Genomic DNA, 13,994 nt, shown 5'->3' on the forward strand with positions numbered 1-13,994 from the left:
CTTAGCCTGTGAAGGATAGTAGACCATGGATTTCAGAATTTCCGCCGACCTCGAAAACACCCGCCGCCGGATCGCGGCATTCGTCGAGGAAAGGCTTCTCCCGCTGGAGGCGGACAAGGCGAGTTATGACGACCATGAGAACATTGCCCTCGACGTGCTGGAGCGCGAACGCGCCGCGGCCCGCGAGGCGGGGCTGTGGTGCCTGCAGATGCCGCGTGAACTTGGCGGCGGCGGGCTGGGCAAGGCCGGGATGGCCGTCTGCTACGAAGAGATGAACCGCTCGATCTTCGGGCCGGTCGTGTTCAACTCGGCCGCGCCGGACGATGGCAACATGATGGTTCTGGGCGCGCTGGGCACCGAGGCGCAGCAGGAGCGCTGGCTGCAGCCGATCATGCGGGGCGAGGTGCGCTCGGCCTTTGCCATGACCGAACCGCACCCCGGCGGCGGCTCCGACCCGGGGATGATGCAGACCCGCGCCGAGAAGCGCGGCGACCGCTACGTCGTTCACGGCCGCAAGTGGTTCATCACCGGCGCCGACGAGGCCGCCCATTTCATCCTGCTCGCCCGCACGTCGGATGACGCGCGCCGCGGACACACCGCGTTCCTCTTCCACCGCGACGATCCGGGTTGGCGCATCGAACGCCGTATCCCGATCATGGGCCCGGAAGAGCATGGCGGCCATTGCGAGATCGTCTTCGACGGGCTCGAGATACCGGAAGAGAACGTCATTCTCGAAGAGGGGCGCGGCATGAAGGTCACCCAGACCCGCCTCGGCCCGGCACGCCTGACCCACTGCATGCGCTGGCTGGGTCTGGCCAAGCGCTGCATGGAGATAGCCACCGAATACGCCGAGGTGCGCGAAGGCTTCGGCCAGCGCCTGATCGAGCGCGAAAGCGTGGCGCAGATGCTGGGCGACGTCGCCATGCGCATCGAGGTCGGCCGCATGCTGGTGATGAAGGCCGCGCAGGAGATCGATCGCGGCGGCTTCGCCAAGAAAGAGATCTCGATGGCCAAGATCCAGGTGGCCAACGTGCTGCACGACGCCGCCGACGTGGCGATTCAGATCAACGGCGCCCGCGGCTATTCGAAGGATACCGTCGTGGAGTGGATCTACCGCTATGCCCGCCAGGCCCGCCTCGTCGACGGCGCCGACGAGGTGCACCGCATGATCCTCAGCCGCGAACTGCGCTCGGAAGGCCGCGACTTCTGGCGCTGGGGCGTGGCGGAGTAATCGGGATGAGCGAAACGGATTTCGACCCGGCCCGCCTTCAGGCCGTGCTCGACGCTGAACTCGGCGCCGCCCCGGTGTCCGAACTGACGCGCATTTCGGGCGGCCAGTCGAACCCCACCTATTTCGTCACCCACGGTGATCGCCGGATGGTGCTGCGCAAGCAGCCGAACGGCGAGATCCTGAAAGGGGCCCATGCCATCGACCGCGAACACCGCGTGATGAAGGCGTTGGGCCCCACCGATGTGCCCGTCCCCGACGCGGTGCTCTTTCACGACGACCCGGACGCGCTCGGCACGCCCTTCTACCTGATGGAGCGGCTCGACGGCCGCGTGTTCGACGATTGCTCGCTTCCCGGCATGGCGCCTGACGAGCGCCACGCCATCTATCTCGGCATGGCCGACGCCATGGCCAAGATGCACGCCGTTGACCCGGCCCAGATCGGCCTTGGCGACTACGGCAAGCCCGGCAATTACTTCGCCCGGCAGGTCGGGCGATGGACGAAACAGCTTCACGGCTCCACGGGCGAGCCCATCCCTGAACTGCATCGCCTCTCGGAATGGCTCGAGGCGAACCTCCCCGAGGATGACGGCAAGAGCGTCATCGCCCATGGCGATTTCCGCCTCGGCAACCTGATGTTCCACCCCACCGAACCCCGGGTGATCGCCATCCTCGATTGGGAACTGTCAACCCTGGGCCACCCGCTGGCCGACCTGGGCTATTGCTGCATGACCTGGCACACCACGCCCGAGGAATACGGCGGCATCCGGGGACTCGACCTCGAAAATCTTGGCATCCCCGCGAAAGACACGTTCGTCGCGCATTACGAGAAACAGGCCGCCTCCGGCCGTCTGAGCGATTTCCACGTCATCTTCTCGCTCTTCCGCTTCGGCGTGATCTTCGTCGGCATCGCCGACCGCGCCCGGGCTGGCACGGCCGCCGGCTCCGATGCCGCGCGTCTGGCGCCGCTGGCCCAGGCCTTCGGCCGGCGCGGGCTCGAACTGATCGACGGCTGAGGCGCGAATTCGTCGGTTGCGACGATCCGGGCAGGCCGCCCACATGACAGTGTGGCCAAGCAATATCTGAAGACCAGAAGGGAGGGGGCGGATGCCAGACGCCTATATCGTAGCCGCGAAACGCACGGCCGGCGGCCGCCGGAAGGGCGCGCTTTCGGGGTGGCACCCGGCAGACCTCGCGGCACAGGTCGTCGACCATCTCGTCGACCTCACCGGCGCCGACCCGGAAACCATCGACGACGTCATCGTCGGCTGCGTCGGGCAGGCGGGCGAGCAGAGCTTCAACATCGGCCGCAACGTGGTGCTGGCCTCCTCGCTGCCCGAAACCGTGCCGGGCACCTCGGTCGACCGGCAATGCGGCTCCTCCCAGCAGGCCCTGCACTTCGCGGCCCAGGCCGTCATGTCGGGCACGCAGGATATCGTGATCGCCGCCGGCGTCGAAAGCATGACCCGCGTGCCCATGGGCTTGCCATATACCCTGCCCAAGAAGAACGGGCTCGGCACCTACATCTCCCCCAACATGCAGGCGCGCTACCCCGGCATCGAGTTCAGCCAGTTTGACGGCGCCGAAACCATCGCCCGCAAATACGGCTTTTCCCGCGAACGGCTTGACGCCTTCGCCCGGCAAAGCCACGAGCGCGCGGCCCAGGCCACCGACCGTGGCCAATTCGAGGACGAGATCCTGCCGGTCGAAATTCGCCCCTTCGAAGGCGAGTCGGAGGGCATGCACGTCCGCGACGAGGGCATTCGCGCCGACACCACGCTGGAGGGGCTCGCAGGGCTCGACCCTATCGTCGAGGGCGGGCTTCTGACCGCCGGCAATGCCAGCCAGATGTGCGACGGCGCATCGGCGGTCATGGTGGTGAACGAGGCCGGGCTCAAGGCCCTGGGCGTCGAGCCGTTGGCACGCATCCACCACATGAGCGTCCATGGCGGCGACCCGGTCGTCATGCTGGAAACCCCGATCGAGGCCACCCGCCGGGCGCTGGCCAAGGCGGGCATGACACTGGACCAGATCGACCTCTTCGAGGTGAACGAGGCCTTCGCACCCATCCCGCTCGCCTTCATCGAGGCGCTGGGCGCCGATCCCTCCAAGGTCAACGTGCGCGGCGGGGCCATCGCCCTCGGCCACCCGCTCGGCGCCACCGGCACCAAGCTGATGGCGACGCTCGTGCACGCGCTTCGGAAACGCGACGCACGCTTCGGCCTGCAAACCATGTGCGAAGGCGGCGGCCTCGCCAACGTCACCGTGGTGGAGCGCCTGTAATGGCGGCCCCAACCCTGATCGAGCTCTCGACCGAGGGCAACGTGGCCGTCCTCACGCTCGCCAACGAGGCGACGCGCAACGCCCTCACCGTGGCGATGCAGCGCGAACTGCTCGACGCGCTCGACCGGATCGCGGCGGATGACGCGATCCACGCCGTGGTGCTCACGGGGCAGGGCAGGGGCTTCTGCTCGGGCGCCGAGCTTGGCGGCTTGAAACCCGAGGGCGACGAGACCCTGGGCCAAACCGTGGCCCGCCAGATGGACGAGACGACCCACCCCCTGATGGAACGCCTGCGCAACTTCGACAAGCCGGTGATCGCGGCGGTAAACGGCGCGGCGGCGGGCATGGGCGCCAGCCTCGCGCTCGCCTGCGACATGGTCGTGGCCGCCGAAACCGCCTTCTTCGTCTTCCCCTTCGCGCCCAATCTCGGGCTGGTTCCCGATTGCGGCGCGACATGGCACCTGGCCCGCCGCCTTGGTCCGGCGCGGGCGATGACCCTCGCGCTGACAGGCGAACGCCTGCCGGCTGCCACCGCGGCCTCCATCGGCCTCATCGCCGAGTCCGTCGACCCGGCCAGGCTCCACACCCGCGCCGTCGAACTCGCCACCGCCGCCGGCGCCGCGCCGCCGCACATGGTGGCCGAGCTTCGCGCCGCCTTCGATGCCGCACTCGCTTCCGATTTCTCTACCCAGCTGGAATATGAACGCCAGCGGCAGAAGGAACTGCTCGACGGCGCCGCTTTCGCCGAAGGCACCGCCGCCTTCCTCGAAAAACGCAAACCCGATTTCCGAAAGGCCGGCACATGACCAACCGCCTGACCGACATGCTGGGCATTCGCTACCCGATCGTACAGGGCGGCATGCAATGGGTGGGTTACGCCGAGATGGCCGCCGCCGTGTCGAACGCGGGCGGCCTCGGCACCCTCACAGCCCTGTCGCAACCCGACCCCGACGCACTCTCAAAGGAAATCGCCCGCACGCGCGAGATGACCGATGCGCCCTTCGCGGTGAACCTCACGGTGCTGCCTTCCATTAACCCGCCGCCCTATGCCGAGTATGTCGACGCCATCGTCGAAAGCGGCGTGAAGATCGTCGAGACCGCCGGCCAGTCGCCGCGCGAATTCGTCGAGACCTTCAAGGCCAACGATATCCGCATCCTGCACAAATGCACCCAGGTCCGCCACGCCCTCTCGGCCCAGAAATCCGGCGTCGACGTGATCTCGATAGACGGTTTCGAATGCGCCGGCCACCCGGGCGAAAAGGACATTCCCAACCTGCTGCTGGTGCCGCTCGCAGTGCGGGCGCTCGACATCCCCGTAATCGCCTCGGGCGGCATCGGCGAGGGCCGGGGCCTTGCCGCCGCGATGGCCATGGGCGCCGACGGCATCAACATGGGCACCCGCTTCTGCGCCACGAAAGAGGCGCCGATCCACGACAACATCAAGCGCGCGCTGGTCGAGGCCACCGAGCATGACACCCGCCTGATCTTCCGCACCATGAACAACACCGCACGGGTTCTCGCCAACGCCATCTCCGACGAGGTGGTCGCCACCGAACGGCGCGAGGGCGGCTGCGAGTTCAAGGATATCCGCCACCTCGTCGCCGGCCAGCGCGGCAAGGCGGCGCTGGAGGCGGGCGAGGTCGACAACGGTGTCATCACCGCCGGGCCGGTGATCGGCCTGATCGACGACATCCCAAGCTGCGCCGAACTGATCGAGCGCATGATGGAGGAGGCCCGCCGCCACCTGCGCGACGGGCTCGCGGCGCTCGTGTAAAGCGCGCCGGAAGGGAGGAGACATGAAGAGTTTCGGACGCGGGATCGACCGGCTCACCCGGGCGCTCGTCTTGCTGGGCGGGGTCTGCGTGGCGCTGATGATGCTGCACGTCACCGCCGAGATCGTGCTGCGCGCCACGCTGAACATGCCGCTGCCGGGCACCATCACCATCGTCGCCAACTACTACATGATCGTCGCGGCCTTCGCACCGCTGGCGCTTCTCGAACAGCGCAACGAACATATCTCGGTCGACATCTTCACCGCCGCCATGCCCGCGTTTATGCAGCGTATCATCGAGATCGCCGTGCGCGCCCTGACGGCGGCAGTCCTGTCGCTGCTGGCGGCCCGTACCTGGACCGAAGCCCTCTCCAAGGCCGATATCGGCGCCTCGGTCACGCAAGGCTCCTCCTCGATCCCGGTCTGGCCCGCCTATTTCGTGCTGCCCGTCGGAGCGGCGGCCATGGCGCTGGTCGCGGCGATCCGCATGGTCGAGGCGGCGACGCGCACTGATCTCGGCCTCCCCGACAGCCACGAGGCCCTGATGGCACAGGAGCGGGCGGAATGAGCGACGTAGGCATCGGTTTCACGGGGCTCGGCATCCTGCTTCTCCTCCTCGCCCTGCGCACGCCGATCGGCGTGGCGCTCATGTCGGTCTCCTTCACCGGGCTCTGGGTGCTGATGGGCTGGCGCGTGGCCTGGGGCTCGCTCGGCACGCTGCCCTACCAGTTCGCGGCCAACTGGGTGCTATCCTCCGTGCCGATGTTCCTCCTGCTGGGCTTCATCTGCTACCACACCCGGCTGACCGAGGGGCTTTTCGCGGCGGCGCGGCTCTGGCTCGGGCGCTTGCCCGGGGGCCTGGGCGTCGCGGCCATCGCGGGCTCGGCCGGCTTTGCCGCCGTCTCCGGCTCCTCGATTGCCTGCTCGGCCACAATGGGCCGGATCGCGGTGCCGGAAATGGTCAAGGGCCGCTACGACCCGGGCTTCGCCACCGGCATCGTCGCCGTGGCGGGCACCATCGGGGCGCTGATCCCGCCCTCGATCATCATGATCCTCTTCGGCATCGTCGCCCAGGAAAGCATCGCGGCGCTCTTCCTCGCGGGCATCGCGGCAGGGCTCATCACCACGCTCGCCTATGTCATCCTCGTTATCGTGCGCGTCCGCCTGAACCCCTCGCTCGCCCCGCCGGCCGAGGTCACCGCCACAAGGCGCGAGAAGATCGCCGCGCTGCGCGACACCTGGCCCATCGTCGCCACCATGATCGGCATCTTCGCCGGCCTCTTCGGCGGCATCTTCACCCCGACCGAAGCCGGCGCCGTGGGCGCGGCGCTGGCCACACTGGTGGCGGTCCTCAAGCGCAGCTTCACCTGGGCCCGCTTCCGGGCGGCCGTGTCCGAAACGCTGATGGCCACCGGCATGCTGCTCTTCGTCGCCATCGGCGCCAGCCTGCTGACCCGCTTCCTCGCCCTTTCAGGCGCCTCCGACGCGCTCTCCTCCGTCCTGATCGGCACCGACGTGCCCTTCGCCGTGATGATGCTCGGGCTGGTGCTGGTCTATCTGCTGCTGGGCATGTTCCTCGAACCCATCGGCGCCATGCTCCTGACGCTGCCCATCGTGCTGCCGGTGATCGACGCCTACGGCATGTCGGTGATCCTTTTCGGCGTGATCCTGACCAAGCTGCTGGAAATCGGCATGCTCACGCCCCCCGTCGGCATGAACGTCTTCGTCATCAAGAGCGTGGTCGGCAACCTTGTCCCGATCCAGACGATCTTCCGCAACGTGGCGATCTTCATCGCGGTCGACCTGGTTATCGTGGCCCTGCTCCTGGCGGTCCCGGCGCTCGCACTCTGGCTTCCCGGCCTGCTCTGATCGTCGCAACCGACGACGCGGCGCGCGCCCCGGCCCGCCAGACTGACCCTGACGATGCGAATCAGGCGTCGCTAAACCTCGGGAGGAAGAGATGATCACCAGACACACACTCGCGGCCAGCGTGCTGGCCCTGACGGCCGGCGCGGCCAGCGCCGACACCCTGACCTATGCCACCGGCTTTCCGCCGGGTTCAGACGCGGTGAAAGCCGCCGAAACCTATGCCGCGGCGATGGAGGAACATTCCGGCGGCGAGCTCGGCGTCAAGGTCTTCCCGATGTCGCTGCTCAGCTTCGCCGAAACCTCCTCGGGCCTGCGCGACGGGCTGGCCGATATCGGTTGGGTCGCCACCGCATACTTTCCCGCCGAATACCCGCATATCAACCTGATCGCCGAACTGTCGCTGCTGACCGCGGCGGATGACGTCGAGGGCGGCGAGGGGCTCGCCTATGCCGGCGCCATGGCCGAGTACATCTTCGGCGCCTGCGAAAGCTGCCGGGCAGATTTCGCCGCGCAGAACCAGGTCTTCACCGGCGCCGCCTCGTCGACGCCCTATGGCCTGCAATGTACCGAAGCCGTGACCAGCCTCGACGACCTTCAGGGCAAGCGCCTCCGCGTCGCCGGTTCGCAATGGTCGCGCTGGGCCGGGTCGGTCGGGGCGACGGCGGTGTCACTGCCGCTCAACGAGGTCTACGAGGGCCTCAGCCAGGGTGTGATCGACTGCGTCATCACCTCCGCGCCCGAGATCACCAACATGGGCCTCATCGACGTGATCAAGGCGGTCGACATGTCGACGCCGGGCGGCGTTTACGCCGCGAACGGTCCGATCAACATGAACAGCGCCCGCTGGGCCGGTCTCAGCGACGCGGGCCGCGAGGCCGCCCTGCGCGCCGGCGCCGCCTTCGCCGCTGACGTCTCCTGGCGCTACGAGGAAGGCTCGGCGCGCTCGCTCGACGCGGCCAGGGAGAAGGGCGTCGAACTGACCGAGCCGGATGAGGGCCTGACCAAGGCGACGGAAGATTTCATTGCGGCCGACGTGGACGCCATCGCCGAATATTATGCCAGCGAGCACGGCATCGAGAACGCCGCCGACATCGTCGCGGAATTCCGACCGATCCTCGAGAAATGGATCGACCTGACCAAGGATGTGGGCTCCGCCGAAGAGCTGGAACAGCTCTACTGGGACGAGGTCTATTCCACCGTGGACGCGTCGTCCTACGGGCAGTAACCTCAACGCTGCAACACCGGCGGACCCGGCGGCCAGGAATGGCGCCGGGTCCGTCTTGATGCGCAGGGGAGTGCGCAAGGGGGAACACGGTGTCGGATGGAAGTTACGCCCCGGCCAGGGGGCTGGGCCACAAGCTTGAAGCGCCCAAGGTCGGCGACGACGTGGTCGGGCGTGACGAGCATGTCCGCCGTCTCTGCGACGCCGAGGGCGCCAGGCTCATCCTCCTGCACGCGCCCTCGGGTTTCGGCAAGACCGTCGTCATGGCGCAGATCCTCGACGAGATGCGCCGCCGCGGCTGCGCCTGCGGCTGGCTGACCCTCGACCGTGCCGACAACGACGCCTCGCGCCTCGTGACCGGCCTTCAGGCGGCCATCGACCGGCTGGGCGCTACGCCCGGCACCCCGGCCGAAAGCGAAACCGGAAACGACGGCACCGCCATGGTCGAGCTTCTGGGCCGCGTCGCCGACCTCACCGAGCCCTTCGCGCTATTCCTCGACGATTTCGAAACCCTGCACGAGGATTCCGTGCTGACCCTGATCGCGCGGCTGATCCAGACCCTGCCGGCCCATGGCCGCCTGATCGTCGGCAGCCGCAAGATCCCCGACCTCCCCATGGCCCGCCTGCGCGCCACCGGCGAGATGCTCGAACTCGACATGCGCGCCCTCAGCTTCACGCGCGAGGAGACTGGCGCCTTCCTCGCCTCCGCCCGCGGCGTCGACCTGAACGAGGCCGACCAGACCCGCCTGCACAGCAAGACCGAAGGCTGGCCCGTGGCTCTCCGCCTGGCCTCGATCGTCCTCTCCGAAGCCCGCGATCAAAGCGGCTTCGTCCGCGATTTCTCCGGCTCCGACCGGCTGGTCTCTGACTTTCTCGCCGAGAACATCCTCGACACCCAGGACGCCGAAGTGCGCGAGTTCCTCCTGCGCACCAGCATCCTGCGCGCCCTCGAACCCCAGCTTTGCGAGGCGCTCGTGCCCGGCTGCGACGGTGCCGCGCTGCTGGAACGGCTCGCCGCCGCCAACGTGCTCCTCAACCGCATCGACGGCACCGCGCCGGTCTACCGCTTCCACTCGCTCTTCGCAGCTTACCTGCGCGCGCGGCTCGCCTCGCAGCACCCCGAAGAGCTGCCCCGCCTCCATACCGCCGCCATGGAATGGTACCTCGCCAACGACCGCCCCGTGCCCGCCATCGACCACGGGATCGAGGCACAGGCCATCGACCGCGTTCTCGCACTGGTGGGCGAGGTTGGCCAGGCCTGCCTCGAACAGGGCCGCATCCGCCTGCTGACCCGCTGGTTCGACATGCTGCCGGATGACCGCGTGGCCGACGAACCCCGCCTCTGCCTGATGAAGGCCTGGGCCTATTGCTTCACCCGCGGCCCGCGAGAAGCCGCTGCCGTGCTCGACGCCAACCGGCTCGAGGCCGAGGCCGGAGAGGTCGGGGCAGAAGCGCTCTCCATCCGCACCATGATCCGCGCCATGAGCGACGATTTCCGCGGCGCCGCCGAGATCGGCCGCGAGGCGCTCGACCGCGCGGCCTGCTCCTCACGCTACAGCCGCACGGTGCTGGCCAACTGCATGGCCAACGCCTTCTCGGTGCTCGGCGCCCCCGACGCCGCGCTCGAAAACCTTGACGAGGCCCGCGCCGAGCTCGGCGGACCCGAGGACGCCTTCAACACCATGTACTCCGAATCCGTCCAGGGTCTCATCGACCTTCAGGAAAACCGCTTCCGCGAGGCCAAGGCCCGCTTCCGCCTGGCCGCCTCCGCCCGCCGCTCCGACGACCGCCGCCGCTTCAACGGCAATGCCTGGGCCGGGGTGCCGCTGGCCTGCGTCCGCTACGAGGAAGACGCCCAGGACGAGGCGGAGCACCTGTTGCAGGTCTTCCTGCCCATCGTCCGCGATGTCAGCCTCCCCGATCACCTGATCCTCAGCCACGTCACCCTGTCGCGCATCGCCTTCTGGCACGGGCAGGTCGACCACGCCTTCCGCTACCTGGCCGAGTTGGAACAGGTCGGCCAGCGCCGCCGCCTTGACCGCGTGGTCGCCGGCGCCCGGCTGGAACGCACCCGGCTCTACCTGCGGCAGGGCAACCTTTCGGCGGCCCGCCACCAGATCGACCGCGCCCGCAACAATGCCCTGTGGGAGGAGGTCCGCGACCTGCGCCTGCCGGCCAATGACCTCGACACCCGCGACATCACCGAGGCGCGCGTGCTGCTCGCAGAGGGGCGCGCCTCCGAAGCGCTCGACATCCTCGACGCCGAAAGCGCTGCCGCCGAACCGCGCCACCGCCGTCGCCGCCTTCTGGTCCTGGACTTCCTGCGCGCCGCCGCGCTCCTGCGCCTCGGCGAAACCGGCCGCGCCCGCGAAACCGCGGGCAACGCCCTGCGCATCGCGGCGCGCGAAGGCTACCGCCGGCTGATCCTCGACGAGGGCGAGCCCGTCGCCGACGCCATCCGCGCCTGGGCCGGCCCCGCGCTTTCCGGCGACCTGCCGCGCCGCGACCCGGTCTTCGCCGAATGGCTTCAGGCGCTCTCCGACGCGCTCGGCCCCGGCCACGCCGCCGGCAGCACCGAGGTCTCCCGCCACGCCCCCCTCGACCCGCTCACCAAGAAGGAACTGCAGATCCTGCGGCTTCTTTCCGAGGGCTATTCCAACGCCGCCATGGCCGAGAAACTCTTCGTCTCCGACAGCACCGTGCGCACCCACCTGCGCAACATCAACTCCAAGCTCGACACCGCCAGCCGCACCCAGGCCGTCGCCGCCGCCCGCCAGCTCGGCATCCTCGGCTGAGAATCGTCGGTAGCGACGATGTTGCGCCGCCCCGCCCGGGGGTAGGTGTTGGGCCAAGGCCGGAGGAGACGTATCACGTGGGCCCTGAAGGGAGGATGCCATGTACCTGACACAACCGCTGCACAAGGCCCGCCGAGAACGGCCGGGCGACCTGTTCACGATCCACGGCGACCGACGGCAAACCAATGCCGTCTTCGCCGACCGTGTCGCACGGCTGGCCGGAGGGCTGGCGAGCCTTGGAGTGAAACCCGGCGACCGGGTCGGCATGCTCGCCGCCAATTCCGACCGCTATCTCGAATACGTCTTCGCCACCCTCTGGGCCGGCGGCGTCCTGAACCCCGTCAACACCCGCTGGAGCGTGCCCGAGATCGCCTATTCCCTCGATGACAGCGACACGCGCCTCCTCATCGTCGACGACAATTTCGCCCCGCTGGTCGAAGACCTGCGTGCTCAGGCCGATGTCGAGCTCACGATCGTCCGGCTGGGCGAGGCCGAGATCCCCGGCGCGCACGATTTCGAAGCGCTGATCGCCGGCTCCGACCCGGTGCCCGACGCCATGCGCCACGACGACGACCTCGCGGCGATCCTCTACACCGGCGGCACCACCGGCGCCCCCAAGGGCGTCATGCTCAGCCACCGCAACATGTATTCCGACGCGCTGGGCCTGACCGCGGCGGCCGATCACGGCGGCGACGCCCCGGGCCTGCACGTGGCGCCGCTCTTCCATGTCGGCGGGCTGGCGGTCGTCTTCCAGTTCGCCCTCCGCCGCGCGCCCCAGGTCACCATCCCCGCCTTCGACGCGGGCGAGGTGCTCCGCCTGATCGAGGCCGAGGGCGTCGGCGACATCTTCCTCGTCCCGGTCATGCTGCGCCGCCTCATCGAACATCCCGACATGGCCACCCGCGACGTCTCGGCCCTCCGCTCGATCCGCTACGGCGCGGCCCCGATCGATGTCACGTTGCTCGGCCGCGCCATGCGCGCCTTCCCCGAAGCGGGCTTCCTGCAGGTCTACGGGCAGACCGAATGCGCCCCCGTCGTCACCGTGCTTGCTCCGCAGGATCACGTCCCCGACGCCGAGGCGCCCCAGATGCGCTCCGCCGGCCGCCCCATCGCCACCGCCGAGATCCGCATCGTCGACCCGGAAGGTAACGAATGCCCCACCGGCCAGGTGGGCGAGATCGCCGTGCGCGGCCCGACCGTGATGCAGGGCTACTGGAACAAGCCCGAGGAAACCGCCGAGGCTTTGAAGGACGGCTGGATGCACACCGGCGATGCCGGCTGCTTCGACGAAGCCGGCTTCCTGCACGTGGTCGACCGCATCAAGGACATGATCATCACCGGCGGCGAGAACGTCTTCTCGACCGAGGTCGAGAACGCGCTTGCCAAGCACGACGGCGTCTCGCTCTGCGCCGTGATCGGCGTGCCCGACGACGAATGGGGCGAGCGCGTCCATGCCGTCGTGCTCTGCGTCGAAGGCCGCGACGACCTCTGCGCCGAGGTGCTCAGCGAACACTGCCGCGGCTTTATTGCCGGCTACAAGGTGCCCCGCAGCTTTGAATTCGTCACCGAAATGCCCCTCTCGCCCGCGGGCAAGGTCCTCAAGAAAGACCTCCGCGCGCCGCACTGGGCCAACCGCGACCGCCACGTCGGCTGAGGAGACCCCATGAGACCCCGACTGCATTTCGAACAGGAACACGACATGTTCCGCGACAGCGTGCAGAAGTTCCTGACGGCCGAGATGGCGCCCCAGGTCGACCGCTGGCGCGAGCAGGGCCATGTCGACCGCGCCGCCTTCCGCCGCATGGGCGAGGAGGGCTACCTCTGCATGTGGGCGGACGAGGCCTATGGCGGGCTCGGCATCACCGACCTGCGCTTTGAACAGGTGCTGCAGGAAGAAACCGTGCGCCTTGTCGATCCGGGTTTCTTCCACAACGCCCATTCCAAGCTGGTGGGCCCCTACCTCGAACGCCTCGCCACCGACGAGCAGAAGGCCCGCTTCCTGCCCGGCGCCGTCTCGGGCGAAACCATCCTCGGCATCGCTCTCACCGAACCCGACGCCGGCAGCGACCTCGCCGCGATCCGTACCCGCGCGGTCGAGCACGAGGATCACTGGGTCCTGAACGGCGCCAAGACATATATCTCCAACGGCGTCATCGGCGACCTCTTCGTCACCGCCGCCCGCACCGGCGACAAGCGCGGCCAGATCGGCCTCTTCGTCGTGACCTCCGACATGGAAGGCTTCTCGCGCGGCCGCCACCTCAAGAAGATCGGCCTGCACGCCCAGGACACCGCCGAGCTGCGCTTCGACAATATCCGGATTCCGAAAGAGAACGTGCTCGCCGACCCGGGCCGGGGCTTCACCTACATGGCCGAATGCCTCGCGGTCGAACGGCTGATGAGCGCGATCACCTCGATCGCCCACGCCCAGGCCGCCTTCGAGGTGACCACCGACTTCATCCTCGAACGCCGCGCCTTCGGCAAACCCATCGCCGCCTTCCAGAACACCCGCTTCCGCATGGCCGAGATGCGGGCCGAGCTGGACGCCGTGCAATCCTATGTCGACCGCTGCGTGACGCTCGCCAATAACGACCGCCTCTCGCCCGAGGCCGCCGCCGCCGCCAAGCTCGCCACCTCCGAAACCGAGGGCAGCGTGATCGACCAATGCGCCCAGTTCCACGGCGGCGCCGGCTACATGGACGAATACCGCATCGCCCGGATGTACGCCGATGCCCGCATCAGCCGGGTCTACGCGGGCGCCAGCGAAATCATGCTCGAGATCGTCGGCCGGGGTCTCGGCCTCGGCGAACGCGACCTGACCTGAGGATC

At 68.4% G+C, this 13,994-nt stretch carries 11 protein-coding genes; all 11 read left to right on the forward strand.

Features of this window, described 5'->3' with window-relative positions; genetic code table 11:
* The first annotated feature begins 25 nt into the window (after positions 1 to 25).
* The 11 genes from RIdsm_RS05890 (at position 26) to RIdsm_RS05940 (ending at position 13,989) form a co-directional block, all read left to right on the forward strand.
* Complete coding sequence (locus RIdsm_RS05890) at positions 26 to 1,231, forward strand: acyl-CoA dehydrogenase family protein (RefSeq protein ID WP_057814432.1); 1,206 nt, start codon at positions 26 to 28, stop codon at positions 1,229 to 1,231.
* Positions 1,232 to 1,236: 5 nt separating this feature from the next.
* The gene (locus tag RIdsm_RS05895) at positions 1,237 to 2,244 is read left to right on the forward strand and encodes a phosphotransferase family protein (RefSeq protein ID WP_057814434.1); all 1,008 of its coding nucleotides are present in this window, start codon (positions 1,237 to 1,239) and stop codon (positions 2,242 to 2,244) included.
* A 91-nt stretch (positions 2,245 to 2,335) separates the two neighbouring features.
* Positions 2,336 to 3,511, forward strand: a complete 1,176-nt coding sequence (locus RIdsm_RS05900) for an acetyl-CoA C-acetyltransferase (RefSeq protein ID WP_057814436.1) — start codon at positions 2,336 to 2,338, stop codon at positions 3,509 to 3,511.
* On the forward strand, positions 3,511 to 4,317 hold the full coding sequence (locus RIdsm_RS05905; RefSeq protein ID WP_057814438.1) for an enoyl-CoA hydratase/isomerase family protein: 807 nt from the start codon (positions 3,511 to 3,513) through the stop codon (positions 4,315 to 4,317). The genes RIdsm_RS05900 and RIdsm_RS05905 overlap by 1 nt, the downstream gene beginning before the upstream one ends.
* Entirely contained in the window at positions 4,314 to 5,285 is a 972-nt protein-coding gene (locus RIdsm_RS05910; protein WP_057814440.1) for an NAD(P)H-dependent flavin oxidoreductase, read from the forward strand. The genes RIdsm_RS05905 and RIdsm_RS05910 overlap by 4 nt, the downstream gene beginning before the upstream one ends.
* Before the next feature lie 22 nt (positions 5,286 to 5,307).
* Positions 5,308 to 5,850, forward strand: coding sequence for a TRAP transporter small permease (locus tag RIdsm_RS05915; RefSeq protein ID WP_057814442.1), 543 nt, complete (start codon positions 5,308 to 5,310; stop codon positions 5,848 to 5,850).
* Positions 5,847 to 7,151 (forward strand): TRAP transporter large permease, encoded by a 1,305-nt coding sequence (locus tag RIdsm_RS05920; RefSeq protein ID WP_057814444.1) that lies wholly within the window; start codon positions 5,847 to 5,849, stop codon positions 7,149 to 7,151. The genes RIdsm_RS05915 and RIdsm_RS05920 overlap by 4 nt, the downstream gene beginning before the upstream one ends.
* A gap of 91 nt (positions 7,152 to 7,242) precedes the next feature.
* Positions 7,243 to 8,376 (forward strand): C4-dicarboxylate TRAP transporter substrate-binding protein, encoded by a 1,134-nt coding sequence (locus RIdsm_RS05925; RefSeq protein ID WP_057814446.1) that lies wholly within the window; start codon positions 7,243 to 7,245, stop codon positions 8,374 to 8,376.
* 89 nt (positions 8,377 to 8,465) lie between these two features.
* Positions 8,466 to 11,168, forward strand: a complete 2,703-nt coding sequence (locus RIdsm_RS05930) for a winged helix-turn-helix domain-containing protein (RefSeq protein WP_057814448.1) — start codon at positions 8,466 to 8,468, stop codon at positions 11,166 to 11,168.
* Between the two features lie 100 nt (positions 11,169 to 11,268).
* Positions 11,269 to 12,822, forward strand: coding sequence for a long-chain-fatty-acid--CoA ligase (locus RIdsm_RS05935; protein ID WP_057814450.1), 1,554 nt, complete (start codon positions 11,269 to 11,271; stop codon positions 12,820 to 12,822).
* A 9-nt stretch (positions 12,823 to 12,831) separates the two neighbouring features.
* Positions 12,832 to 13,989 carry an acyl-CoA dehydrogenase family protein gene (locus RIdsm_RS05940; RefSeq protein WP_057814452.1) on the forward strand — a complete coding sequence of 386 codons (1,158 nt, stop codon included), beginning with the start codon at positions 12,832 to 12,834 and terminating at the stop codon, positions 13,987 to 13,989.
* Positions 13,990 to 13,994: the final 5 nt, after the last annotated feature.

This window comes from Roseovarius indicus (assembly GCF_008728195.1).
Lineage (GTDB): Bacteria > Pseudomonadota > Alphaproteobacteria > Rhodobacterales > Rhodobacteraceae > Roseovarius > Roseovarius indicus.